This is a genomic window from Variovorax sp. 38R, from assembly GCF_014843395.1.
GTDB classification, from domain to species: domain Bacteria; phylum Pseudomonadota; class Gammaproteobacteria; order Burkholderiales; family Burkholderiaceae_C; genus Variovorax; species Variovorax paradoxus_H.
In genome coordinates this window covers 3,164,170-3,186,065 of the sequence record NZ_CP062121.1, presented here as the reverse complement: position 1 = coordinate 3,186,065, position 21,896 = coordinate 3,164,170, and the positions used below count along the sequence as shown (strand labels likewise).

Below are 21,896 nucleotides of genomic sequence, written 5' to 3'. Positions count from 1 at the left end.
TTCGAAACGATGAGCGGAAACGCCTCGAAGCGCCGAGTGAAAGTCTGGTATTCCGGGGTGTTTGGCTGGTACTTTTTCTCTTCTGCGGAAGAGGGCTTCGCGCGCCGGTCTGCGCCTCGTTTTTCAACCTTGAATCACAATGCTTCGATGACTGCCGCATCCCCTGTCGAATCCGGCTTTGCCTTGTTCCCGACCGCCATCGGCGCTTGCGCGCTGGCCTGGGGGCCGCAGGGGCTGGTCGGTGTGCAACTGCCTGAAGAGCGAGGCGAAGCCGCGACGCGTGCGCGCATGCACCGGCGCTTTCCTGATCTGGAGGAAGCGCCACCGTCGGAGCGTGCGCAACACGCCATCGCAGGCGTGCAGGCACTGCTCGAAGGCGCAACCGACGACCTGTGCAACATCGAACTCGACATGTGCGGCGTGTCTGAATTCCATCAGCGGGTCTACGCGATCGCGCGGCACATTCCGCCGGGGCAGACGCGTACCTACGGCGAGGTGGCCGAAGAACTCGGCGACAAGGGGCTCTCGCGCGCAGTCGGTCAGGCCATGGGCCACAACCCCTTCGCGCCGGTCGTGCCATGCCATCGCGTGCTGGCCGCGGGCAACAAGCCGGGCGGCTTCTCGGCAGGTGGTGGCGCGTTGACCAAGCTGCGCATGCTCGACATCGAGGGCGCCACGCCGAGCGGGACGCGCTCGCTGTTCTGAGCTGGAACGTTCAGGCCGCCGGCACCGGCAGGCGGTGCAGCCCTGCGATGCGCGAGCCGAAGATGATCGCGGCCTGCAGCACGAAGCCCGCGAGCGCAAGCAACAGGCAGGCCGGTTCGCCCCACATCGCACCAACCAGGCCGCCGAGCGCTGCACCGACGGGGCGCGCGCCCGCGTTCACCGTCAGGAACACCGCCGACACGCGGCCCAGCATCGCCGAGGCCGTCACGCTCTGGCGCAGCGTGGTCGATGTGATGACCCAGACCATCGGCCCCGCGCCGAACAGGAAGAACGAGAGCGCGGCCAGCGAGGCGCTCGGCACGAGGAGCGTGGCCGCCATCGTCGCGGCAGCGGCGACCGCCACGGCCGGCCCGACCTGGATCGCACGCCCGAAGGGCAACCGCGCCGTCACACGCGAGGTCAGCAGCGCGCCGACGACCATGCCCGCACCGTACATCGCGAGCGTGAAGCCCACCGCCTGTGCGCCGAGGCCGAGCACGCGCACGGCATAAGGCACATAGCCCGCCTGCAGCACGAACCACGAGATGTTGAAGACCGCGCCGGTCATCAGCATGGGCCGCAGGAACGCGTGCTGCCAGACGAAGCGCGCGCCGTCGTGCACTTCGCGCAGCGGATGGCGCGACGGCGCTGCGGGGCGGGGCGCTTCGTTCAGGCGCAGCAACAGGCCGACGGCCGCCACCGACAGCACCGACGCCAGCACGAAGGCCGACGAGGCACCGGCCCACGCGACGAGCGCGCCCGCAAGCGCAGGCCCCGCTGTGAAGGCGGCGCTGCGCGCCAACTCCAGTCGCCCGTTGGCGAGCGCCAGCGCGTCGCGTGGCACAAGGGCTGGCACCAGCGCGGGCGCCGCGACACTGAAGCCCACGGTGCCGACCGCGCCAAGGAACCCGAGCACGGCCAGCCCGCCGATGCCGAGCGTCGACGACAGCACCATGCCAAGCAAGGCCAGCAGCGACACGGCGCGCAGGCCCTCGGCCCACACCATCAAGCGACGGCGCGACATGCGGTCCGCGAGCAGGCCCATCGGCACCGAGACCAGCAGGAAGGGCAGCGTCTGCACCGCCGCGAGAAAGCCGATCTCGCCGGGGCCGGCGCCGAGCGCGAGCACGGCCACCAGTGGCACGGCTGCGAGGCTCAGTTGTTCGGCGGACTGGGCCGCAAGGTTGGCCCAGGCGAGGTGGGAGAAGGAGCGGGGAAGGGGCGATGACATGTGGCAGGACACGAAGACAAAGACCGCATCGTGCGGTCCGCCTCCATCTGCCGCTGGCCGTTTACGGACGTGGAAGCGTCAGCCGGAATTCATCTGCTCGAACCACTCGGCGACGCACACCGCTTCGGGTGCCGCATCGGGCGCGAGGCCGTAGTAATAGCGCTCCAGCGTCATCCGCAATTCGGGCAGCGGCGACTGCAGTCGCCCCGACGCCAGGTCGTGCGCCACCAGCGAGGTCGGCGCGAGCGCGATGCCCAGCCCGTCGACTGCGGCCTGCAGCACGAAGTGCAGGTGATCGAACTGCAGCCGCCCGGCCGGCCGCGCGCGCGATGCGCCGACCTGCTTCTTCCAGTCGTCCCAATCGTCCTTGCGCGTGCGGGCCGACAGCAGCACATGCGAGGCGAGGGCGCGCAGGTCGGGCAGCGGCTGCGTCTTGAACAGCGCGGGCGCGCCGACCACCAGCACCTCGTCTTCCAGGAAGGGCCGCACCTTGATCGACGACGGCCAGCCTTCGAGGCCGCGGCGCACGGCGATGTCGAAGCTGTCGGCAGCCTGTTCGGGCATCACGGTGCTGGTGACGACCTGCGGTTCGATGTCGGGATGGCGTTCCACGAACGACGGCAGCCGGGGAATGAGCCAGCGCACCGCGAACGAAGGCCGCACGTTGATGCGCACCGCGCGCGCCGGGCCCTGCAGCTGCAGGGCCCGCGCCGCCGCGTGGATCTGCGCGAGCGCGGGCTCGGTTTCCGCAAAGAACTGCTGGCCCTCGGGCGTCAGCGTGACCTGCCGGATGCGACGCTCGAACAGCGCCACGCCCAGGCAGGCTTCGAGGCTCTTGATCTGTCGGCTCACCGCGCTGTGCGTCACATGCAATTCAACCGCCGCGCGCGTGAAGCTCAGGTGGCGGGCCGCCGCGACGAAGGCGCGCACGGCATGGAGGGGCGGTTCGCGAAGCGGCATGCGTGCGATTTTCTCACGCATGCCGCGCGGGAATGTCGTTTGTCGGCGGGCAGTGCGAGCGGGCACGATACGGGCTCGATGTCCGCTGCACCACCGCCTTCCACCCCTGCCAATCCCGTCCGTTCCACCGACCTGGATTCCCGCCACGCCGCCATGGCGCTCGGCCTGTCGCTGCCGGCCGACGTGGTGCTGTACCTGCTGCTGCCCATGTACGCGTCGCAGTTCGGCGTCTCGCTGGCCGAGGTCGGCCTGCTGCTGGCGGCCAACCGGCTGGTGCGCATCGCGGGCTACGGCTGGGTGGCGCGTTTCTATGCGCGCCATGGCGACCGGGCGAGCTGCACGCTCGCCGTGGTGGCCGCGGCCTGCTGCGGGCTGGGCTACGCCACACTCTCGGGCTTCTGGGCGCTGCTGCCGTTGCGGCTGACCTGGGGCCTGTGCTTCGCGGCGCTCAACCTGTCGACGCAGGCCCTGGCCACGGCCGACCCGATCGGCGCCGCGCGGCGCAGCGGGCGTTCGCGTGCCTTCATCGCGACCGGGCCGGTGCTGGCGTTGCCGCTCGGCGCGCTGCTGGCGTACACGGTCGGTCCGCGCGCGATCTTCGGTGTGCTGGCGGTGGTGTCGTTGCTCGCGCTGTTCGTCACGCGGCGGCTGCCGTCGAAGCCGCATCACAGCGCAACATCTACGGTCGCGACGCGGCGCTTCTCGCGACCGAATGCGCTGGACGGCTGGTCCTTCATGGAAGGGCTGGCGCTCGACGGCCTCTTCATCGTGGGCCTGTCGTACCTCGGCAAGGACCTGTTGCCTGGCGGCGCGGTGATCGTGGCCGGCGTGCTGATGGCGCTGCGCTACCTCGCGGAAATTTTCCTCGGCCCGGTGGGCGGGCGCATGGCGGAGCACTTCGGCGCCGAGCGCCTGCTCGTGAGCCTGTCGCTGGTGACGTCGCTTGCGCTCGTGGGCTTCGGCCTGGGCTGGCTGTGGAGCTGTGCGGCGCTGATCGTGGTGCTGCGCGCATTGCAGCTGCCGCTCTTGCCGCCCATCGTGGCGCGTCGCACGCCCGGGCCGGAGCGCGTGCGGGCGCTCGCGGCCCGCGCGGTCTGGCGCGACATCGGCGCGGGCGCCGGGCCCTTGCTGGCCGGCATGCTGCTGCCGATCGCTTCGCCGCCGTGGATTTATGGCACCGCCGCGCTGTTGCTGGCGGTCGCGGCGCTGGCCTGTGTACGACGGGCCTCGGCACCGCCCCCGATTCAGGAGAACATCACCCCATGACCACCATCGACACCGTTGCGCAACTCGAAGCTCTGTTCGGCCAGCCGGGCGAGGCCTCGCTGAAGAAAGAGGTGCCGTACCTGCATCCGAGCTACCAGGCGCTGATCGCTGCCTCGCCGTTCGCGGTGCTGGCGACCCTCGGCCCCGGCGGGCTCGACGCCTCGCCGCGCGGCGACGCCCCGGGCTTCGTCGCGGTGCAGGACGAGAAGACCTTGCTGCTGCCCGAGCGACGCGGCAACAACCGCATCGACAGCCTGCGCAACATCGTGACCGACCCGCGCGTGGCCTTGCTGTTCCTGATTCCGGGCGTGGGCGAAACGCTGCGCGTGAACGGGCGCGCACGCATCACCGCAGCGCCCGAGTTGCTGGCGCGCTTCGCGGTGGAAGGGCGCGCGCCGCAGTGCGTGATCGAGATCAGCGTCGAGACCGTGTTCTTCCAGTGCGCCCGCGCCATCCAGCGCTCGAAGCTCTGGGCGCCCATACTGGAAGACGCGCCGCGCACCGTGCCGACGCCGGGCGCCATCCTTTCCGCGCTGACCGATGCGGCCTTCGACGGCGCCACCTACGACCGCGAACTGCCCGCGCGGCAGCGCTCGACGCTGTACTGAAACACGGCGCCGTACCGTCCGGTAGAACGAATGCACTAGCGGCGAAAGCCGCCGACCCCACGCCTGCACCGATTGCGAGCCTTCGCCACAATCGACCCAATGCGTTCTTCTCCGTTCTTCAAAATGGCCCTGCTTCTGGGCCTGCTCTCCGCCATCGGGCCTTTCGCGATCGACATGTACCTCCCGGCTTTGCCTGCCATCGGGCAGAGCCTGCATGCGGACATCGGCGCGGTGCAGATGAGCCTCACCGCCTTCTTCCTGTCGCTCGGCGCGGGGCAGCTGCTCTACGGCCCGATCTCCGACATGGTCGGGCGCAAGCCGCCGCTGTACGCCGGGCTGGTGCTGTTCGCGCTCGCCAGCGTGGGCTGTGCGTTGGCGACCGACATCCAGACGCTGATTGCGCTGCGCTTCGTGCAGGGCCTGGGCGCCGCCGCCGGCATGGCGATTCCGCGCGCCGTGGTGCGCGACCTGCACACTGGCACCGACGCGGCGCGGCTGATGTCGCTGCTGATGCTGGTGTTCAGCGTGTCGCCCATCCTGGCGCCGCTCGCGGGCAGCGTGGTCATCGCCTTCACCGGCTGGCGCGGCGTGTTCTGGGCCGTCACCATCGCCGCGGTGGCGGGCCTGGCCATGATGGTCAAGCTGCTCGACGAAACGCGCCCGGCCTCGGAGCGCGTCGAAAGCAGCCTGGGCAGCGCGCTGTCGGCCTACTGGCTGCTGCTGCGCGACTGGCACTACCTCGGGCTGGTGTTCATCGGCGGCTTCGCGATGGCGGGCTTCTTCACCTACCTGGCGAACTCGTCGTTCGTGATGATCGACCACTACGGCCTGTCGCCCGCGATGTACAGCGTGGCCTTCGGCGTGAACGCGGCGGCCTTCATTGCGGCTTCGCAGTTCACGGGCTCGCTGGGCGAGCGCTACGGGCTGGTCAACCTCGTCAAGTTCGGCGTGGTCTGCTGCGGCGTGGCGATGGTCGCGATGTTTGTCTACTTCGCGATGGGCGGCGACAACCTCTGGGTGCTGATCGTCCTGTACTTCATCGCTTCGGGCTTCATGGGCCTCGTGATCCCGACCACCGGTGTGCTCGCGCTCGAGATGCACGGCGCCATTGCCGGCACGGCCTCGGCGCTGCTGGGCACGTTGCAGATGCTGACCGGCGCGCTCGCGATGGCGGTGGTGGGCCTGTTCTCCAACGGCCGTCCGCTGCCGATGGTGGCGGGCATGGCCGCCGGTGCGCTCATCGCGCTGGTGCTGACCTGGCTCACGCTCGGTGGCGTGCGCTCCGAGCCGACCGAGGGCAGGGCGCAAGGGGCCTGACATGACGGCGGCCACAGCAAGCGACGCCAAGCCGCTTCCTCTCGATGGCCTGGCCGCGCCCGCGCGTGGTTGGGCGATGCTGGTCATCATCCTCGGGCTCACGGTGTCGGTGCTCGACGGGACCATCGTCAACCTGGCGCTGCCGGGCATTGCGCGCGAGCTGCAGGCCACGCCGGCGCAGGCGATCTGGGTGGTCAACGCCTACCAGATCGCCACGCTGGTGATGCTGCTGCCGCTGGCCTCGCTGGGCGACCTCGTGGGCTACCGGCGCGTGTACCTCGTGGGCATGGCGGTGTTCACCGTCTCGTCGCTGGCCGCGACCTTTGCCAATTCGCTCGGCACGCTGATCGCGTCGCGCGCGCTCCAGGGGCTGGGCGCGGCCGGCATCATGAGCGTCAACGCGGCGCTGGTGCGGCTCACGTATCCGTCGGCCCAGCTGGGCAAGGGCATGGCGATCAACTCGCTGGTGGTCGCCACCTCGTCGGTGGCCGGGCCTTCGGTGGCGGCGGCGATCCTGTCGGTGGCGTCGTGGCCGTGGCTCTTTGCCATCAACGTGCCGCTGGGCATCGTCACCTTCGCGCTGGGCATGCGGGCGCTGCCGTTCAACCGCTCGGCGCCGGCCGCCGGCGCGCGCTTCTCGCTGGTCGACGTGACGCTCAACGTGCTGATGTTCTCGCTGGTCTTCCTCGGCGTGGACCAGTTGGGCGTGCGCGAGGGCGGGGTGCAGGCCGCAGGCACGCCGTGGTTGGCCTGGGCCACGCTGGGGGCCGGGCTGACTGTGGGCTTTGTCTACCTGCGGCGCCAGCGCAAGCTGGCGGTGCCGCTTTTCCCCATCGACCTGCTGCGCATTCCAGTGTTCGCGCTGTCGATGGGCACCTCGGTGGCGGCGTTCTGCGCGCAGATGCTGGCCTACATCGCGCTGCCGTTTTTGCTGCTCGACGTGTACGGCCGCAGCCACATCGAGGCCGGCCTGCTCATCACCGCGTGGCCGCTGGCCATCGTGGTGATGGCGCCCATCGCCGGGCGGCTGATCGGGCGCTATCCCGACGGGCTGCTGGGCGGCATCGGCCTGGGCCTGCTGGCCGCCGGCCTTGCGCTGCTGGCGGCGCTGCCGGCGCACCCGGGCAATGCCGACATCGCCTGGCGCATGGCGCTGTGCGGCCTGGGTTTTGGCCTGTTCCAGTCGCCCAACAACCACACCATCGTGAGCTCGCCGCCCGCGCACCGAAGTGGTGCGGCCAGCGGCATGCTCGGCACGGCGCGGCTCACGGGCCAGACGCTGGGCGCCGTGGTGCTGGCGGCGGTGTTCAGCATCTGGAGTCCGCACGGCGGACACGGCCCGGTGGTGGCGCTGGTGCTGGCGGCGGGCTGCGCGGCGGTGGCTGCGGTTTTCAGCAGTCTGCGGCTGAAGACGACAAGCCCGCACGCCTGAATAAGGTAGGGTACGGCCTCATGAAGGAAGTACCTGACACCGTGGTCTGCCCGGGCTGCGACGCGGTCTACGCCCGTGCGCCACTGGCGCCGCGCGACGTGGCCGAGTGCCCGCGCTGCGGCACCGAGCTCGACCGCCACCCGGGCGCGCAGCAGCGGCGCATCCTGCCGCTGACGGTCGCGAGCCTGATCATGTTCGCCATTGCCAACCTGTTTCCCATCGTCGAGATCGAGCTGCAGGGCCTGCGCAGCCAGACCACGCTGGCCGGCGCGGTGGTGGTGCTGAGCGCCGAGGGTATGTCGCCGGTGGCGCTGCTGGTGCTGGCCACGACCATCCTGTTTCCGCTGCTGCAGCTGTGCATCCTGGCCTACCTGCTGGTGCCGCTGGCCCGCGCGCACCGGCCCTGGGGGTTTGCGATGCTGGTGCGCATGATGCAGACGCTGCGGCCCTGGGGAATGATCGAGGTGTTCCTGCTCGGCGTGCTGGTGGCGATCGTCAAGCTGTCGAGCATGGCGACGGTGGTGCCGGGGCCCGCGCTGTGGGCCTTCGTGGCGCTCACCGTGACGCTCACGGCGGTGCTGTCGTTCAACCCCGGTGCGTTCTGGGAAATGACCTTCCGCCAGGCCGATGAAGAAGATGCCAACGCAGACGCCGATGCATCGGAGGTGCGCGCATGAACGTGCGCGGGCTGCCCGCCCGCCTGGCCTCGGCGCGCCCCTGGGAGGCGCAGGCCGACGACGACCACGACCACGAGAACCCCGTGCCCACGGCAGCCGGGCTCGGCCTACACGTCTGCACGCACTGCACCGCCGTCTGGCGCGATGCCGAAGAGGGCGAGGCCTGCGCCCGCTGCGGCACGCGCCTGCACACGCGCAAGCCGCAGAGCCTGAACCGCACCTGGGCCTTCCTGATCGCGGCCTGCATCATGTACATCCCGGCCAACCTGCTGCCGGTGATGATCACGCGCACGCTGTTCGGCGCGCAGTACGACACCATCCTGAGCGGCGTTATCTATTTCTGGGTGTCGGGCGCCTGGGGGCTGGCGGCCATCGTGTTCATCGCGAGCTTTCTGGTGCCGCTGTTCAAGCTGGCGGTACTGCTCTTGCTTGTGGTGCTGGCGCAGCGGCGCAGCAACTGGCGACGGCGCGAACGGGCCAAGCTGTATCACATCATCGAGATCATCGGACGCTGGTCGATGCTCGACGTGTTCGTGGTGTCGCTGCTGACGGGGCTGGTGCAGATCCAGGGCTTCGCGGTCATCACCGCGGGCGTGGGCATTGCGGCCTTCGGCGCGGTGGTGGTGCTGACCATGCTGGCTTCGCTGAGCTTCGACCCGCGCCTGACGTGGGACGGCCCGGTGCCGCAAGCCGACACGGACGCAACCGAATTTGAAAGCAGGGAAGAAAAAATCGCATGAGTGAAGAAGACACGCAACCGCAAGACCGTCCGGCAGCGTCGGCCCCGCCCGCGCTGCCGAAACCGAAAGTGGCGCGCCGCCGCGAGTGGCTGCCCTCGCTGATCTGGCTGATTCCCATCGTCGCCGCGCTGGTCGGCGTGACGCTGGTGGCCAAGATCCTCATGGGGCGCGGCCCCGAGATCGTGCTGACCTTCAAGACGGCCGAAGGCCTCGAAGCCGGCAAGACCGCCGTGAAATACAAGGACGTGCAGATCGGCCTGGTGCAGAGCCTGCGGCTGGCGCGCGACCGCTCGCATGTGCGCGTGCTGGTGCAGCTCAACAAGGAGGCCGAGGGCTTCACTTCGGCCGACTCGCGCTTCTGGGTAGTGCGGCCGCGGCTCGACACCTCGGGCATCTCGGGCCTGGGCACGCTGCTGTCGGGCGCCTACATCGGCGCCGACGCGGGCGTCGAGAAAGAAACAGCAGGCGAATTCACCGGCCTCGAGGTGCCACCCATCGTCACGCGTGGCGACTCGGGCCAGCAGTTTTTGCTGCGTGCGCGCGACGTGGGCTCGCTCGACGTGGGGTCGCCCGTGTACTTCCGGCGCATCAAGGTCGGGCAGGTCGCGGCCTACGAGCTCGACGGCGACGGCCGCGGCGTCACGCTGCGGGTGTTCGTGAACGCGCCGTACGACAAGTTCGTCGGCATGAACACGCGCTTCTGGCCCGCCAGCGGCATCGACGCGCAACTGAGCGCGAGCGGCTTCACCTTGCGCACGCAATCGCTGGCGACCATCCTGCTCGGCGGCATCGCCTTCCAGGCGCCCGACGACGCCATGGGCCCGCTGGCCAAGGAGAACACGGCCTTCGTGCTGGCGCAGGACGAAACCTCCGCCATGAAGGAACCCGACGGTCCTTCGCAGACGCTGCTGATGTACTTCAACCAGTCGCTGCGCGGCCTGACGCCGGGCGCGCCGGTCGACTTCCGCGGCGTGGTGCTGGGCGAGGTGAAATCCATCGGCGTCGAGTTCGACCGCGCCGAGCGCGAGTTCCGCATGCCGGTGCTGGTGCAGATTTATCCCGACCGCCTGCGCCGCCGCGAAAGCGGTGCCGGTGCGCAGGGGACGGAGTCGCGCGCGACGCAGCAGGAACGGCTGCGCTTCCTGGCCGAGAAGGGCCTGCGCGCCCAGCTGCGCAACGGCAACCTGCTGACCGGCCAGGTCTACGTGGCGCTCGACTTCTTCCCGAAGTCGCCGCCCGTGAAGATCGACCTGTCGAAGAGCCCGATCGAGCTGCCCACCATCGCCAACAGCCTGGACGAAATCCAGTCGCAGGTGCAGGAAATTGCCACCAAGCTCAACAAGGTGCCTTACGAGCAGATTGCCGGCGACCTGCGCACCACGCTGGCCACGCTCAACAAGACGCTCACCAGCACCGAGCAGACCGTGAACCGCATCAACAGCGACGTGACGCCCGAGCTGGCCGCGGCCATGAAGGACGTGCGCAAGACCGTCAACTCGGCCGAACGCACGCTGGCCGACGACTCGCCACTGCAGCAGGACATGCGCCAGACCTTGCGCGAGCTGACGCGCGCAGCAGGCTCGGTGCGCATCCTGACCGACTACCTCGAACGCCATCCCGAATCGCTGCTGCGCGGCAAACCGGACGACAAGAAATGAAGACGACGACCTTCGCTCTCGCGTGCGCCGCCGCGGTGGTGGTGCTGGCAGGCTGCGCGAGCAAGCCCGACAGCTACTACACGCTGGCCAGCCCACCCGCGCTCACCGACGCGGCGCCGCGCGTTCCCAACGCCGCCGCGCCGATGTACATCGAGCTCGCCCCCGTGGCCGTGCCCGAGCGGCTCGCGCGCCCGCAGATGGTGGTGCGCCGTCCGACCGGCGGCGTGCAGGTCGACGTGCTCGAACAGCACCGCTGGGCCTCGTCCTTCGAGAACGAGCTGCGCGATGCGCTCGGCAGCGGCATCGCCGGCCGGCTCGGCGCGCTCGACGTGACCCAGGGCGGTCGCCAGACCTCGCAGCCCGTGTGGCGTGTCGCGGTGCAGGTGCGCCAGTTCGATCTGGTGGACGGCGGGCGCGTCGACGCCGGCTTCAGCTGGACGCTGCGCCGTTCCGACGAAGCGCGCACGGTGGTGTGCCGGCTCGACGCGGGCGAGGCGACCGGCAGCGGCATGGATGCGCTGGCAGAGGGTGCGCAGCGCGTGACGGCGGCGGCTGCTGCGGCCATGGCGCGCAGCGTGAACGCGGCGCAGGCGAACCCGGGCGCAACAGCGTGCGCGATCTGACTTTTTGCCTTTCTCCCTCCCCCTCTGGGGGAGGGCAGGGGTGGGGGCACGACGGCGCTCGAAAGAGCATGGCGCCTCGTTGGCAGATGCCCCCATCCCAACCTTCCCCCAGAGGGGGAAGGAGCCACACCGGCAACCCCTGAACCGGAGGCCCCCATGGCACAGATCGGCAAGGCGCCCTGCGACGACACGCTGATCCTGCATGGGGCGAATCCATCCACGGAAGAGGGCGCCTGCCCCGAAGCCTCCAAGCCTTGGGTGCTCGCCGCGGCCATCGTCGGCTCGAGCATGGCCTTCATCGACGGCACCGTGGTCAACGTCGCGTTGCCGGCGATCCAGGCCGACCTGCACGCCACGGCCTTCCAGGCGCAATGGGTGGTCGAGTCGTACGCCTTGTTGCTCGCGGCGCTGCTGCTGGTGGGCGGCGCGCTCGGCGACCACTACGGGCGGCGGCGCATCTTCGCCATCGGCGTTGTCGTGTTCGCCCTGTCGTCGGTGGGTTGTGCGCTCGCGGCCGACGTGCAACAGCTCATCGCCGCACGCGCGATTCAAGGGATCGGTGGCGCGCTGCTCGTGCCGGGCAGCCTCGCGCTCATCAGCGCGTCGTTTCCCGAGAAGGAGCGCGGCAAGGCCATCGGCACCTGGTCGGGCTTCAGCGGCATCACGGCGGCGGTGGGGCCGGTGCTGGGCGGCTTTCTGGTCGATCACTTCTCGTGGATCTGGGCCTTTCTCATCAACGTGCCGATGGCGCTGCTCGTGCTGTGGATCGTGCGCCGCCACGTGCCCGAGAGCAAAGGCGCGGCAGCGCGCGGCGGGCTCGACCTGTGGGGCGCGCTGCTGGCCACCGCAGGGCTGGGCGGCATCGTCTACGCCTTCATCGAAGCGCCGACGCAGAGCTGGCGTTCGCCGGCCGTGCTCGCGGCGCTGGCCATCGGTGTCGTGGGCAGCGTGGGCTTCGTCATCGCCGAACGCAGGGCGCGCACGCCGATGCTGCCGCTGTCGCTGCTGCGCATCGGCAACTTCAGCGGTGCCAACCTGCTGACCTTGCTGCTGTATGCGGCGCTGGGCGGCGGGCTGTATTTCTTTCCGCTCAACCTGATCCAGGTGCAGGGCTACTCGGCCACGGTGGCGGGCGCGGCGCTGCTGCCGTTCATCTTCCTGATGTTCGCGCTCTCGGGCTGGGCCGGGCAGCTGGTCGACCGTTTTGGGCCGCGCCTGCCGCTGGTCATCGGGCCGGCCATTGCGGCCGTGGGCTTTGCGCTGTTCGCGCTGCCGGGCGTGGGCGCGAGCTACTGGAGCGGCTTTCTGCCCGCCGTGGTGGTGCTGGGCTTCGGCATGACCGTGACGGTCGCACCGCTCACGACCACGGTCATGAACGCAGTCGGCCCCGACCTCGCGGGCGTGGCCTCGGGCGTGAACAACGCGGTGTCGCGCGCGGCGGCGGTGCTGGCGATTGCGGTGTTCGGCGCCATCATGGCCTGGGCCTTCGACGCAGCGCTGGCCGAGCGGCTGCAGGCGATGGGCGCGTCGGACGAGGTGCGATCTTTTCTTGCGGCCGAACGCGACCGATTGGCTGCGGCCGGCGCACCGCCGGGTGCCGATGCAGCCACCGTTGCCGCCGTGAAGCGCGCCGTGGCCGAATCGTTCGTCGCGGGCTTCCGCTGGGTGATGCTGCTGAGCGCCGGCCTGGCCGTGCTGAGTGCGGTGAGTGCCTGGCTGATGATCCGTCGCGCGCCCACAGAAAAGCCGGACAACAACAAGCCATGAGCCAGGAGACAAGCCCCCGATGCAAGCAGAACAACCGGCCGACGCGCCGCCGCACGTCGATGTCCTGATCGTCGGCGCCGGCCTCTCCGGCATCGGCGCCGCCTGCCACCTGCAGGCGCAGTGCCCGGGCCGCAGCTACGCGATCCTCGAAGGGCGTGAACGCAGCGGCGGCACCTGGGACCTGTTTCGCTACCCGGGCGTGCGTTCCGACTCCGACATGTACACGCTGGGCTACGTGTTCCGACCATGGACGCATGCCAAGGCGATCGCCGACGGCCCGTCGATCCTGCAGTACGTGCGCGACACCGCGCGCCAGCATGGCGTCGACGACAAGATCCACTACCAGCACCGCGTGGTGCGCGCCGCCTGGTCGAGTGCCGACGCCTGCTGGACGGCCGATGTCGAGCAGGGCCCCGACAAACAGCTCGTGCAGTGGCGCTGCAACTTCCTCTTCCTGTGCAGCGGCTACTACCGCTACGAGGCGGGCTACACGCCCGACTTCGCCGGCATGGCCGACTTCAAGGGCCGCATCGTGCATCCGCAGCATTGGCCCGCCCACCTGGACCACAGCGGCCAGCGCGTGGTCGTGATCGGCAGTGGCGCCACCGCGATGACGCTGGTGCCTGCGATGGCCAAGACCGCCGCGCACGTCACGCTGCTGCAGCGCTCGCCGACCTACGTGGTGGCGCGCCCGGCCGAAGACCCGATTGCCAACCGCCTGCGGCGCCTGTTGCCGGCGATGGCCGCGTACCGCCTCACGCGCTGGAAGAACGTGACGCTCGGCATGCTGTTCTTTCGGCTCGCGCGGCGCAAGCCGGCGCGCGTGAAGCGCATGCTGCTGGGCGGCGTGCGCCACGCGCTCGGGCCCGCTTACGACATCGCCACGCACTTCACGCCGCGCTACAACCCGTGGGACCAGCGCCTGTGCCTCGTGCCCGATGGCGACCTGTTCGCCGCGCTCAACGCGGGCCGTGCCTCGATGGTCACGGACCACATCGACACCTTCACGCCCAGCGGCCTGCGGTTGAAGTCGGGCCGCGAGCTCGAAGCCGACGTGATCGTCACCGCCACCGGCCTCGAACTGCAGGTGCTCGGCGGCATCGAACTGAGCGTGGACGGCCGCCGCATCGACCCGGCGAGCACCTTCAACTACAAGGGAATGATGTACAGCGACGTGCCCAACCTGGCCTCGTCCTTCGGCTACACCAACGCCTCGTGGACGCTCAAGTGCGACCTGACCTGCGCCTACGTCTGCCGGCTGCTGAACCACATGCGCAAGCACGGCTGGCGGCAATGCACGCCGCACAACGCCGGCCCCGATCTGTCGCCCGAACCGTGGATCGATTTCAGCTCGGGCTACGTGCAGCGCTCACTCGAAAAATTTCCGAAACAGGGCGCGCACACGCCGTGGAAGCTGCACCAGAACTACCTGCGCGACATCCTCCTGCTGCGCCTCGGGCGCGTGGACGATGGGGTGATGGCGTTCTCGAACCGCGCGGCGTGATCGCGGTCTGACCGCGCTTCGTGACACGGCGATGTATAGCTCTGCTGAATACAACATCGAAGATTTTTGAATTGGATCGATGGCAGGCGGCGGTGATTTACTCCGCCCGGCGTTGCACTCACCGTGCGGAAGACGGTGAGGCAGCTCCCGGGAATCACCCCACGACCCTGTGATGAGGAGACCTCATGAAGTCATCGATCCGTGCATCCCTGGCGGGCCTGCTGTTCGCAGCGCTGGCAGGCCATGCAAGCGCCGCCTCGCTGGACGCTTTCGCGACCACGCCGAACGCGGCCATCTCCGGCAACAACATCGAGAACCTGACGCAATCGACGCCCGAGATGTGCGCGTCGGCCTGCCTGGGCGCGCCACGCGGCGCCTGGTGCGTCTCGTTCGACTACAACAAGACCAACCAGAGCTGCGACCTCAGCGACAAGCGCGCCGCCGACGTGGGCGGGCTGAAGACCGACTACCCCGGCAACCCCTATGACCACTACAGCCTCAAGCCCGATCCGCTGAAGCCTTTTGCGCACGCCGCCAATGCAGCGATCAGCGGCTACAACACCGAGGCCCTGCAGTCCGTGACGCCCGCCGACTGCGCAAACGCCTGCACCGACACGAGCCGTTCGTCGTGGTGCAAGTCGTTCGACTACAACAAGACCCAGCAGCGCTGCGACCTGAGCGACAAGCGCGCCAGCGACATCGGCGGCCTGAAGACCGACTACGCCGGCAACCCCTACGACCACTATTCGCTGATTGCGGGCGAGGGCGTTCCCAATCCTGTGCCCGGCAACAAGCACATCCTGCTGATCGGCCTGGACGGCCTGCGCGGCGACGCCATCCAGTGCGCGGGTTGCGTGCAGACGCCCGCGATGTCGGCGTTGATTGCCGGCGGCGCCTTCCACGGCAACGTGCTGGCCGGCGGCACCAAGCAGGCGACCGTGAGCGGACCTGGCTGGTCGTCGGTGTTCACCGGCTTCTGGGCCGACAAGCACGGCGTGACCTCGAACACGACCACCTTGCCGCTGAAGAAGACGCACGTGTTCGACCAGATCAAGGCGGCCTGGCCGACGGCCACGACGGCGGTGGTGGGCGACTGGTTCAACATCACCCACAACCTGCGCCCGGCGCTGGCCGACTTCGTGGTCGCCAACGCGGCCAAGAATTCGCAGCAGGCCACCGATGCGGTCAAAGGCTGGCTGAGCTGGAAAAACCCGCCGACGGCCATCTTCTATTACCTGCACAACGCCGACATCCACGCGCCGAGCTACGAACCGCTCAACGCGTTCTACCAAGGCAAGATCGCCGGCGAAGACCAGCAGATCCAGCAGGTGCTCACGGCGCTCACGTCGCGGCCGAACTACGCGAACGAAGAATGGCTGATCGTCGTCACCTCCGATCACGGCGGCACCGGCAGCGGCCACGGCGGTCAGACGGCGGGGGAACGCAGCACGCTGCTGATCCTGAACAACAACCACCAGAACCCGCTCAAGCCCAGCTACTGCCTGGGCAACCTCGGGGGTACCGCGTTGACGCAGGTGGACGGCACGACGCCGCACATCCTCGACTTCCTGGGCCTGCCGAACGCCACCGAAGGGCAGAAGCACCCTGCGTGCGGGAACTGAGGCCGGGCCAATCCGGAAGGCGCCGAAGGGGAGGGTAGCCCGCGCGAATGCCGTCCGCGGCAGGCGAAATGCCTACCCTTCGGCGATGGGCGGGTTGAACCCGCACATAATCTCGCGTTTTCTTTTGTTCTGAATCTCTCAGGTAGCCACGCCGTGTCGAAGCCAACCTGCCCCTGGACTTCGACCTGCCTTTTCCGGCTGTGGTGCGCCTGTGTTCGAACACTATTACCGCGAGCTGCTGAGCTTTCTGTCCCGCAAGGTACCCGACCGCGCCACCGCGGCCGACCTGGCGCAGGAGAGCTACGTGCGCGTGTACGAGGCGCAGCGCACCGGCAGCGTGGTGCGCGACCCGCGCGCGCTGCTCTACCGCACGGCCCGCAACCTCGTCACCGACCACCACCGCCGCACCAGCGTGCGCGCGGGCGGCGACACGGCAGCGCCGGATGAGGCACCGCCCGACGCCGACGACTGCATCGGCCCCCAGACCTTCGAGCCCGATGCCATCCTGTCGTCCAGCCAGGGCATGGCGGCGATGGTCGAAACCATCGACCGGCTGCCCCCGCGCTGCCGCGAAGCCTTCGTGCTCTACAAGTTCGACGGGCTCTCGTACGCCGAGGTGGCCGCGCGCATGGGCATTTCGGTGCGCACGGTCGAAATGCAGTTGCGCATCGCGATGGAGGCGTGCTGGGCGTGCCTGGAGCGGACCCGTGGTTCGCAGTGAGATGAGCGACCACAGAACACGCCCCATTACAGGGTTTGACCACGCTCGCGCGTCTACCCTCATAAGAACGATCCCCACGTCATGACCCTCACGTCGCCACCGTCCGAAGAAGCCCAGCGCCTGCAACAGGACGTGCTGGACTGGTTCGTCCGCCGCCAGCGTGCGCACTGGGGCGCGAGCGAGGAGCGCGCGTTCCAGGCCTGGCTCGGCGCCGATGCGCGCCATGCCGCGGCATTTCGCGAATGGGAATCGCGCTGGCGCGCCTTCGACGCGATCGCGCCTGAAACGGTCGCGGGCTGGCGCAGCGGCTTCGAAGGCCGCGCCGCCGCCATACCCACGCGACGCGGCTTCCTGAAACCGGCTTTCGTGCTGGCCGCCTCCGGCATGGCCGTCGGTGCCGGCTACCTCGGGTGGAGCCACGTGCAGGCGCAGCCCGTGTTCGAACAGGCCTTCGCCACCCGGCGCGGGCAGCAGCTCGAGGTGCCGCTGCCCGACGGCTCCCGGTTGCGGCTGGACACCGCCACCCGCCTCGAAGTGCGCCTGTTCCGCGACCGCCGCGAGGTGACGCTGATCGACGGGCAGGCGGTGTTCGCGGTGCAGTCCGATGCGAAACGCCCCTTCGACGTGCTGGCCGGTCCGCTGCGTGTGCGCGTGGTCGGCACGCGCTTTGCCGTGCGCCACACCCCCGGCATGCCGGGCGCCGACGGCACGCGGGTGTCGGTGGAAGAGGGCAAGGTGCGCGTGCTGCGCCGGGCGCCGGATGCGACGAGCGAAGTCTTTCTGACCGCCGGGCGGCAGGTGGAAAGTGATGCGCAGGGCCGGTTCTCCGCCGTCTCGGCCGTGCCGCGCGACGGCATCGCGCCCTGGCGCGATCACCGCCTGAGCTTCGTCGACACGCCGCTGGCCCGCGCGCTGGCCGAGCTGGAGCGCTACGGCAGCACCGGCCTGGTGGTGAACGACCCGGCGGTGGCGGCCCTGCGCCTGAGCGGCACCTTCGATCCGCGGGACGCGCGCACGCTGCGGCGCGCCCTGGCCAGCGCCTTGCCCGTGCGGCTGAAGGAAAACGGCGCAGTCGCGGAGCTCGTGCCCGCCCTCTAAAACAAAAGAAGCAAAGAATTTTTCGCCGGCACTACGGGGATTCCGCCGGCTCGTGCGTCAGCCCAGATAGGAACCATTTGCATTCACTACCTGGAAGACGTTCGATGACGAAGCGCTTGATAACAAAGATGACACCCGCGCCGCTGGCCCTGGCCGTTGCATTGGCCCTGGCGAACGCGCCCTTGATGGCCCGGGCGCAGGGCGCGCCCCAGCCGATCAGCATTGCCGCGCAGCCGCTGGCCGAGGCATTGAACGACTGGGCGCGGCAGACCCGCATCCAGCTGGTCGTGCAGCAGAGCCTGGTCGCGGGCAAGACCGCGCCCGCCATTTCGGGCAGCCTCACGGCACGGCAGGCGCTCGACCGGCTGCTTGCCGGCAGCGGCCTGGCGGCCACGATGGAAGGCAACGCGGCGGTCATCAAGACCGCGCCCGCCACGGGCGGCACCTCCACGCTGCCGGCCGTGACCGTCATCGCCGACGGCGAGGAAAGCGCCACCGGCCGCGTGCAGGGCTACGTCGCCAAGCGCAGCGCCACGGGCACCAAGACCGACACGCCGATCATCGAGACGCCGCAGTCGATCTCGGTGATCACGGCCGACCGCATCGAGGCCATCGGCGCCACCAACCTCAAGGACGCGCTGGGCTACACGCCGGGCGTGTCGACCACCACCTACGGTGCCGATTCGCGCTACGACTGGATCTCGCTGCGCGGCTTCGACGCCTATTCGCCGGGCTTTTATCTCGACGGCCTGCCGCTGCGCAACAACAGCACCTGGGGCGTGTGGCGCACCGAGAATTACGGCGCGGAGCGCATCGAGCTGCTGCGCGGCCCGTCGTCGGTGCTGTACGGCATGAGCGGCCCTGGTGGGGTGGTGAACGTGGTCAGCAAACGCCCGACGGCAGAGCCGATTCGCGAGCTGCAGCTACAGGTGGGCGACCACAACCGCAAGCAGGTGGCGGGCGATTTCTCGGGCGCGCTCGATGCCGACGGCAAGCTGCTGTACCGCATCACCGGCCTCGTGCGCGACGCGCAACTGCCGGCGGCCAAGGAGGCCGACGACCGTATGTACATCGCGCCCGCACTCACCTGGAAGCCGTCGAGCGACACCACGCTCACGCTGTTGTCGCAGTTCTCGCGCACGCGCGCCGGGGTCTACACGCGCGCACGGCCGCAGGTCGGCTCGCTCGATCCGACCGCCATCGGCACCCGCATTCCCTCGAAACTGTTCGTCGGCGAGCCCGGCTTCGACCGCTTCAATCAAGACCAGGAGATGGTCGGCTATCAGTTCGAGCACCGCATCAACGACACCTTCACGGTGCGGCAGAACGCGCGCTACGCGCACCAGAAGCTCGACTACACAGGCACGCAACTGACAGGCTTCATGGCGCTGAACCCCGAGGTGCCGAACGACCCGCTCAACTTCCAGCAGATGTCGCGCAGCGTGTTCGGCAGCCGCGAGAACATCGGCGCGCTGGCGCTCGACAACCAGCTGCAGGCCGACTTCCGCCTGGGCGAGACGCAGCACAAGGTGCTGGTCGGGCTGGACTACCAGCGCACGCGCATCGACCAGGTCACCTTCAGCGGCGGCAGCGCCTCGCCGCTGAACATCTACGCGCCGCGCTACGGCGGTCCGATCGCGTTGCCCGAGCCGTACTTCAACGGCATCACCCGGCTCGCGCAGACCGGCGTCTACCTGCAGGACCAGATCAAGTGGGGCGACCGCTGGACGCTGACTTTGGGCGGGCGCTACGACACCGCCGACAGCACCGTGGACAGCCGCATCGACGGCTCGCGCCAACGCATTCGCGGCCACAAGTTCACCAGCCGCGCCGGCCTGGTCTACCTGCACCCGAGCGGCTGGGCGCCGTACCTGAGCTACTCGGCGTCGTTCGCGCCCACGGCCACCATCGACCCCGTGTCGGGCGACCCGTTCAAGCCTGAAAGCGGCAAGCAATACGAGGCGGGCGTGCGCTACCAGCCCACGGGCAGCAAGGCGATGTACAGCGCGGCCATCTTCGATCTGCGGCGCAAGAACTACATCAGCTACGACGCCGAGTTCATGCCCAAGCAGACGGGCGAGATCTCGGTGCGCGGCCTGGAGCTCGAGGCCACGGCCGAGATCGCCTCGCGCCTGAACCTCACGGCCTCGTACAGCTACACGCCGCGGGCCATCGTCACGGCCAGCAGCAAGACGAGCGAGATCGGCAAACAGTCCACGGCCGTGCCGCGCCACCGGGTGTCGGTGTGGGCGGACTACCGCTTTGTCAACGGTGTGAAGGTGGGCCTGGGCGCGCGCTACACGGGCTCGAACTACGGCGACGGCGAGGCTGCATGGCCGAGCAAGGTGCCTGCATCGACGGTGTTCGACGCCATGCTCGGCTACGACATCGACCGCTGGAGCCTGGCGCTGAACCTGCGCAACCTCACCAACAAGACCTACTTCGCGAACTGCGGCTACCGCAACTGCTACTACGGCTATCCGCGCACGGCGACGGCCACGGCGACCTACCGCTGGTAGTCAGCGACGCTGTGCCAGGAGGTGCTGCCCCAGCGCCTCGAAGGCCGGCAGCGTGACCGGGTCGTTCGCCGCGTTGCCCGCGATCGGGTGCGAGGCGTAGCGCACGATCACCATCTCGGCCTTCGGGTCGATGTAGATGCGCTGGCCGTGCACGCCGCGCGCCATGTAGGCGCCGTGGTCGTTGTGCGTCACCCACCACATGTTGCGGTAGCTCCAGCCCTGCAGCAGCGGGTAGCCGCCCTTGACGAAGGCGGCCTTGTCGCCACCGCGGCGGATGTCTTCGACGGCGGCCTTGGGCACGACCTGCCGGCCTTTCACGCGGCCGTCGTTGCGCAGCATTTCGCCGAAGCGCGCGAGGTCGCGCAGGCCGGTGTTCAGGCCGCCGCCCGCGAAGGGCGTGCCGATGGAATCGACGGTGAAGTAGGCGTCCTGCTCGGCGCCCAGGTGGCGCCAGATGCGCTCCGACAGCAGCTGCGCCACGGTGCGGCCGGTGGCGCGCGCGATGACCCAGCCGAGCACGTCGGAGTTGACGGTCTTGTAGCCGAAGCCCTCACCATGCCTGCCTTCGGGCTGCACGGTCTGCAGGAACTCGTAGTAGCTGCGCGGGCCGGTGTAGTCCTTGGGCTTGGGCAGCGGGTTGCCGGCCTGGGCGTGGGCCCAGACCTCGGCCTTCGGGTCGGCGTAGTCCTCGCTGAACTTCAGGCCGGTCGTCATGTCGAGCACCTGACGCACGGTGGCGTTGCCGAAGGCCGATGTCGCGAGCTCGGGCACGTAGTCGGCCACCGGCTTGGCGGCGTCGAGCGTGCCTTCGGCCACCAGCATCGCGCCCAGCGCGCCGACCACCGACTTCGTGACCGACATCGCGCCGTGCTGGCCGTCGTCTTTCAGCACGCCGAAGTAGCGCTCGTAGACCACGCGCCCGCGGTGCAGCACGAGGATGCCGTCGGTGTAGGTGGCGGCCAGCGATGCCTCCCAGGTCATGGGCGTCTTCGCGTCGAGCGGCGTGAAGCTGAGCGTGTCGATGTCCTTGCGCAAGGCCTGGGGCAGGGCGGTGGGCGCACCGAGCCCGCGCGACACGTTCAAGGTCGGCATCAGCTGGCGGAAATTCGACACGCTCCAGCGCATCGCCGGAAACCGGAAATAGCTGCCGTCGTCGAAGCGCAGCGTGCGGTCGGGCGGCGGCGGCGAGCCGGTCATCCAGCCGAGTTGGGCGGGGTCGCTTGCGGCGGCATCAGGGAATGTGGCGTCGGCCGCACCGGCCGACACGGCCAGGGTGGCGAGCCCGGCGGCCAGGAAAACCTGGGCGCCGAAGCGGGTTCTGGATGGGGCGAACATGGCAGTTCCGAAGCAAAGGACCGGACCATTGTGGCCCGCAGCCCCGCCTGCGAACTTCTCACTGACAGCCGCGGCACGGGTTGACAACGCGCCGTTCGGCCTTTGATACTGAA

The 21,896-nt window shown here is 69.3% G+C and carries 18 protein-coding genes; 15 read left to right on the top strand and 3 right to left on the bottom strand.

Annotation, left to right across the window (positions count from 1 at the left end; genetic code table 11):
- Window positions 1-147: 147 nt before the first annotated feature.
- Window positions 148-705, top strand: coding sequence for a methylated-DNA--[protein]-cysteine S-methyltransferase (locus IG196_RS14580; RefSeq protein WP_192197017.1), 558 nt, complete (start codon window positions 148-150; stop codon window positions 703-705).
- Between the two features lie 10 nt (window positions 706-715).
- On the opposite strand, the gene IG196_RS14575 is transcribed toward IG196_RS14580, so the two are convergent.
- Both IG196_RS14575 and IG196_RS14570 read right to left on the bottom strand, forming a co-directional pair.
- Entirely contained in the window at window positions 716-1,936 is a 1,221-nt protein-coding gene (locus tag IG196_RS14575; protein ID WP_192196710.1) for an MFS transporter, read from the bottom strand.
- A 78-nt stretch (window positions 1,937-2,014) separates the two neighbouring features.
- Window positions 2,015-2,896 (bottom strand): LysR substrate-binding domain-containing protein, encoded by an 882-nt coding sequence (locus tag IG196_RS14570; protein ID WP_192196709.1) that lies wholly within the window; start codon window positions 2,894-2,896, stop codon window positions 2,015-2,017.
- A 78-nt stretch (window positions 2,897-2,974) separates the two neighbouring features.
- On the opposite strand from IG196_RS14570, the gene IG196_RS14565 reads away from it, so the two are divergent.
- The 14 genes from IG196_RS14565 to IG196_RS14500 all read left to right on the top strand — a co-directional run bounded on the left by IG196_RS14565 (window position 2,975) and on the right by IG196_RS14500 (window position 20,448).
- Window positions 2,975-4,162 carry an MFS transporter gene (locus IG196_RS14565; RefSeq protein WP_192196708.1) on the top strand — a complete coding sequence of 396 codons (1,188 nt, stop codon included), beginning with the start codon at window positions 2,975-2,977 and terminating at the stop codon, window positions 4,160-4,162.
- Window positions 4,159-4,770 carry a pyridoxamine 5'-phosphate oxidase family protein gene (locus tag IG196_RS14560; RefSeq protein ID WP_192196707.1) on the top strand — a complete coding sequence of 204 codons (612 nt, stop codon included), beginning with the start codon at window positions 4,159-4,161 and terminating at the stop codon, window positions 4,768-4,770. The genes IG196_RS14565 and IG196_RS14560 overlap by 4 nt, the downstream gene beginning before the upstream one ends.
- A 99-nt stretch (window positions 4,771-4,869) precedes the next feature.
- Window positions 4,870-6,087: a multidrug effflux MFS transporter gene (locus IG196_RS14555; protein WP_192196706.1), complete on the top strand. Its 1,218-nt coding sequence runs from the start codon at window positions 4,870-4,872 to the stop codon at window positions 6,085-6,087.
- Between the two features lies 1 nt (window position 6,088).
- Window positions 6,089-7,519: an MFS transporter gene (locus IG196_RS14550; protein WP_192196705.1), complete on the top strand. Its 1,431-nt coding sequence runs from the start codon at window positions 6,089-6,091 to the stop codon at window positions 7,517-7,519.
- Between the two features lie 20 nt (window positions 7,520-7,539).
- A complete protein-coding gene (locus tag IG196_RS14545) occupies window positions 7,540-8,196 on the top strand; it encodes a paraquat-inducible protein A (RefSeq protein WP_192196704.1) in 657 nt (218 codons plus the stop codon).
- The gene (locus IG196_RS14540) at window positions 8,193-8,936 is read left to right on the top strand and encodes a paraquat-inducible protein A (protein WP_192196703.1); all 744 of its coding nucleotides are present in this window, start codon (window positions 8,193-8,195) and stop codon (window positions 8,934-8,936) included. The genes IG196_RS14545 and IG196_RS14540 overlap by 4 nt, the downstream gene beginning before the upstream one ends.
- Window positions 8,933-10,594: an intermembrane transport protein PqiB gene (locus IG196_RS14535; RefSeq protein WP_192196702.1), complete on the top strand. Its 1,662-nt coding sequence runs from the start codon at window positions 8,933-8,935 to the stop codon at window positions 10,592-10,594. Before IG196_RS14540 ends, IG196_RS14535 begins: the two co-directional genes overlap by 4 nt.
- Window positions 10,591-11,217 carry a membrane integrity-associated transporter subunit PqiC gene (locus IG196_RS14530; protein WP_192196701.1) on the top strand — a complete coding sequence of 209 codons (627 nt, stop codon included), beginning with the start codon at window positions 10,591-10,593 and terminating at the stop codon, window positions 11,215-11,217. Before IG196_RS14535 ends, IG196_RS14530 begins: the two co-directional genes overlap by 4 nt.
- 156 nt (window positions 11,218-11,373) lie before the next feature.
- A complete protein-coding gene (locus tag IG196_RS14525) occupies window positions 11,374-12,984 on the top strand; it encodes an MFS transporter (RefSeq protein WP_192196700.1) in 1,611 nt (536 codons plus the stop codon).
- Between the two features lie 19 nt (window positions 12,985-13,003).
- Complete coding sequence (locus tag IG196_RS14520) at window positions 13,004-14,488, top strand: flavin-containing monooxygenase (protein WP_192196699.1); 1,485 nt, start codon at window positions 13,004-13,006, stop codon at window positions 14,486-14,488.
- Between the two features lie 185 nt (window positions 14,489-14,673).
- The gene (locus IG196_RS14515) at window positions 14,674-16,110 is read left to right on the top strand and encodes a PAN domain-containing protein (protein ID WP_192196698.1); all 1,437 of its coding nucleotides are present in this window, start codon (window positions 14,674-14,676) and stop codon (window positions 16,108-16,110) included.
- A gap of 211 nt (window positions 16,111-16,321) precedes the next feature.
- Window positions 16,322-16,831, top strand: a complete 510-nt coding sequence (locus IG196_RS14510; RefSeq protein ID WP_099796991.1) for an RNA polymerase sigma factor — start codon at window positions 16,322-16,324, stop codon at window positions 16,829-16,831.
- Between the two features lie 81 nt (window positions 16,832-16,912).
- Entirely contained in the window at window positions 16,913-17,929 is a 1,017-nt protein-coding gene (locus IG196_RS14505; RefSeq protein WP_192196697.1) for a FecR family protein, read from the top strand.
- A 128-nt stretch (window positions 17,930-18,057) separates the two neighbouring features.
- A complete protein-coding gene (locus IG196_RS14500; RefSeq protein ID WP_225617039.1) occupies window positions 18,058-20,448 on the top strand; it encodes a TonB-dependent siderophore receptor in 2,391 nt (796 codons plus the stop codon).
- On the opposite strand, the gene IG196_RS14495 is transcribed toward IG196_RS14500, so the two are convergent.
- Complete coding sequence (locus IG196_RS14495; protein WP_225617080.1) at window positions 20,449-21,645, bottom strand: serine hydrolase domain-containing protein; 1,197 nt, start codon at window positions 21,643-21,645, stop codon at window positions 20,449-20,451. It lies immediately after the preceding gene.
- Between the last annotated feature and the right edge of the window lie 251 nt (window positions 21,646-21,896).

Excerpts from the sequence above, each read along its gene's own strand:
- IG196_RS14540 (WP_192196703.1), top strand. The coding sequence starts at position 8,193 with ATGAACGTGCGCGGGCTGCCCGCCCGCCTGGCCTCGGCGCGCCCCTGG.
- IG196_RS14535 (WP_192196702.1), top strand. The coding sequence starts at position 8,933 with ATGAGTGAAGAAGACACGCAACCGCAAGACCGTCCGGCAGCGTCGGCC.
- IG196_RS14550 (WP_192196705.1), top strand. The coding sequence starts at position 6,089 with ATGACGGCGGCCACAGCAAGCGACGCCAAGCCGCTTCCTCTCGATGGC.
- IG196_RS14500 (WP_225617039.1), top strand. The coding sequence starts at position 18,058 with ATGACACCCGCGCCGCTGGCCCTGGCCGTTGCATTGGCCCTGGCGAAC.
- IG196_RS14575 (WP_192196710.1), bottom strand. The coding sequence starts at position 1,936 with ATGTCATCGCCCCTTCCCCGCTCCTTCTCCCACCTCGCCTGGGCCAAC.
- IG196_RS14570 (WP_192196709.1), bottom strand. The coding sequence starts at position 2,896 with ATGCCGCTTCGCGAACCGCCCCTCCATGCCGTGCGCGCCTTCGTCGCG.
- IG196_RS14560 (WP_192196707.1), top strand. The coding sequence starts at position 4,159 with ATGACCACCATCGACACCGTTGCGCAACTCGAAGCTCTGTTCGGCCAG.
- IG196_RS14545 (WP_192196704.1), top strand. The coding sequence starts at position 7,540 with ATGAAGGAAGTACCTGACACCGTGGTCTGCCCGGGCTGCGACGCGGTC.
- IG196_RS14495 (WP_225617080.1), bottom strand. The coding sequence starts at position 21,645 with ATGACCGGCTCGCCGCCGCCGCCCGACCGCACGCTGCGCTTCGACGAC.
- IG196_RS14520 (WP_192196699.1), top strand. The coding sequence starts at position 13,004 with ATGCAAGCAGAACAACCGGCCGACGCGCCGCCGCACGTCGATGTCCTG.
- IG196_RS14515 (WP_192196698.1), top strand. The coding sequence starts at position 14,674 with ATGAAGTCATCGATCCGTGCATCCCTGGCGGGCCTGCTGTTCGCAGCG.
- IG196_RS14530 (WP_192196701.1), top strand. The coding sequence starts at position 10,591 with ATGAAGACGACGACCTTCGCTCTCGCGTGCGCCGCCGCGGTGGTGGTG.
- IG196_RS14580 (WP_192197017.1), top strand. The coding sequence starts at position 148 with ATGACTGCCGCATCCCCTGTCGAATCCGGCTTTGCCTTGTTCCCGACC.
- IG196_RS14525 (WP_192196700.1), top strand. The coding sequence starts at position 11,374 with ATGGCACAGATCGGCAAGGCGCCCTGCGACGACACGCTGATCCTGCAT.
- IG196_RS14565 (WP_192196708.1), top strand. The coding sequence starts at position 2,975 with ATGTCCGCTGCACCACCGCCTTCCACCCCTGCCAATCCCGTCCGTTCC.
- IG196_RS14505 (WP_192196697.1), top strand. The coding sequence starts at position 16,913 with ATGACCCTCACGTCGCCACCGTCCGAAGAAGCCCAGCGCCTGCAACAG.
- IG196_RS14555 (WP_192196706.1), top strand. The coding sequence starts at position 4,870 with ATGCGTTCTTCTCCGTTCTTCAAAATGGCCCTGCTTCTGGGCCTGCTC.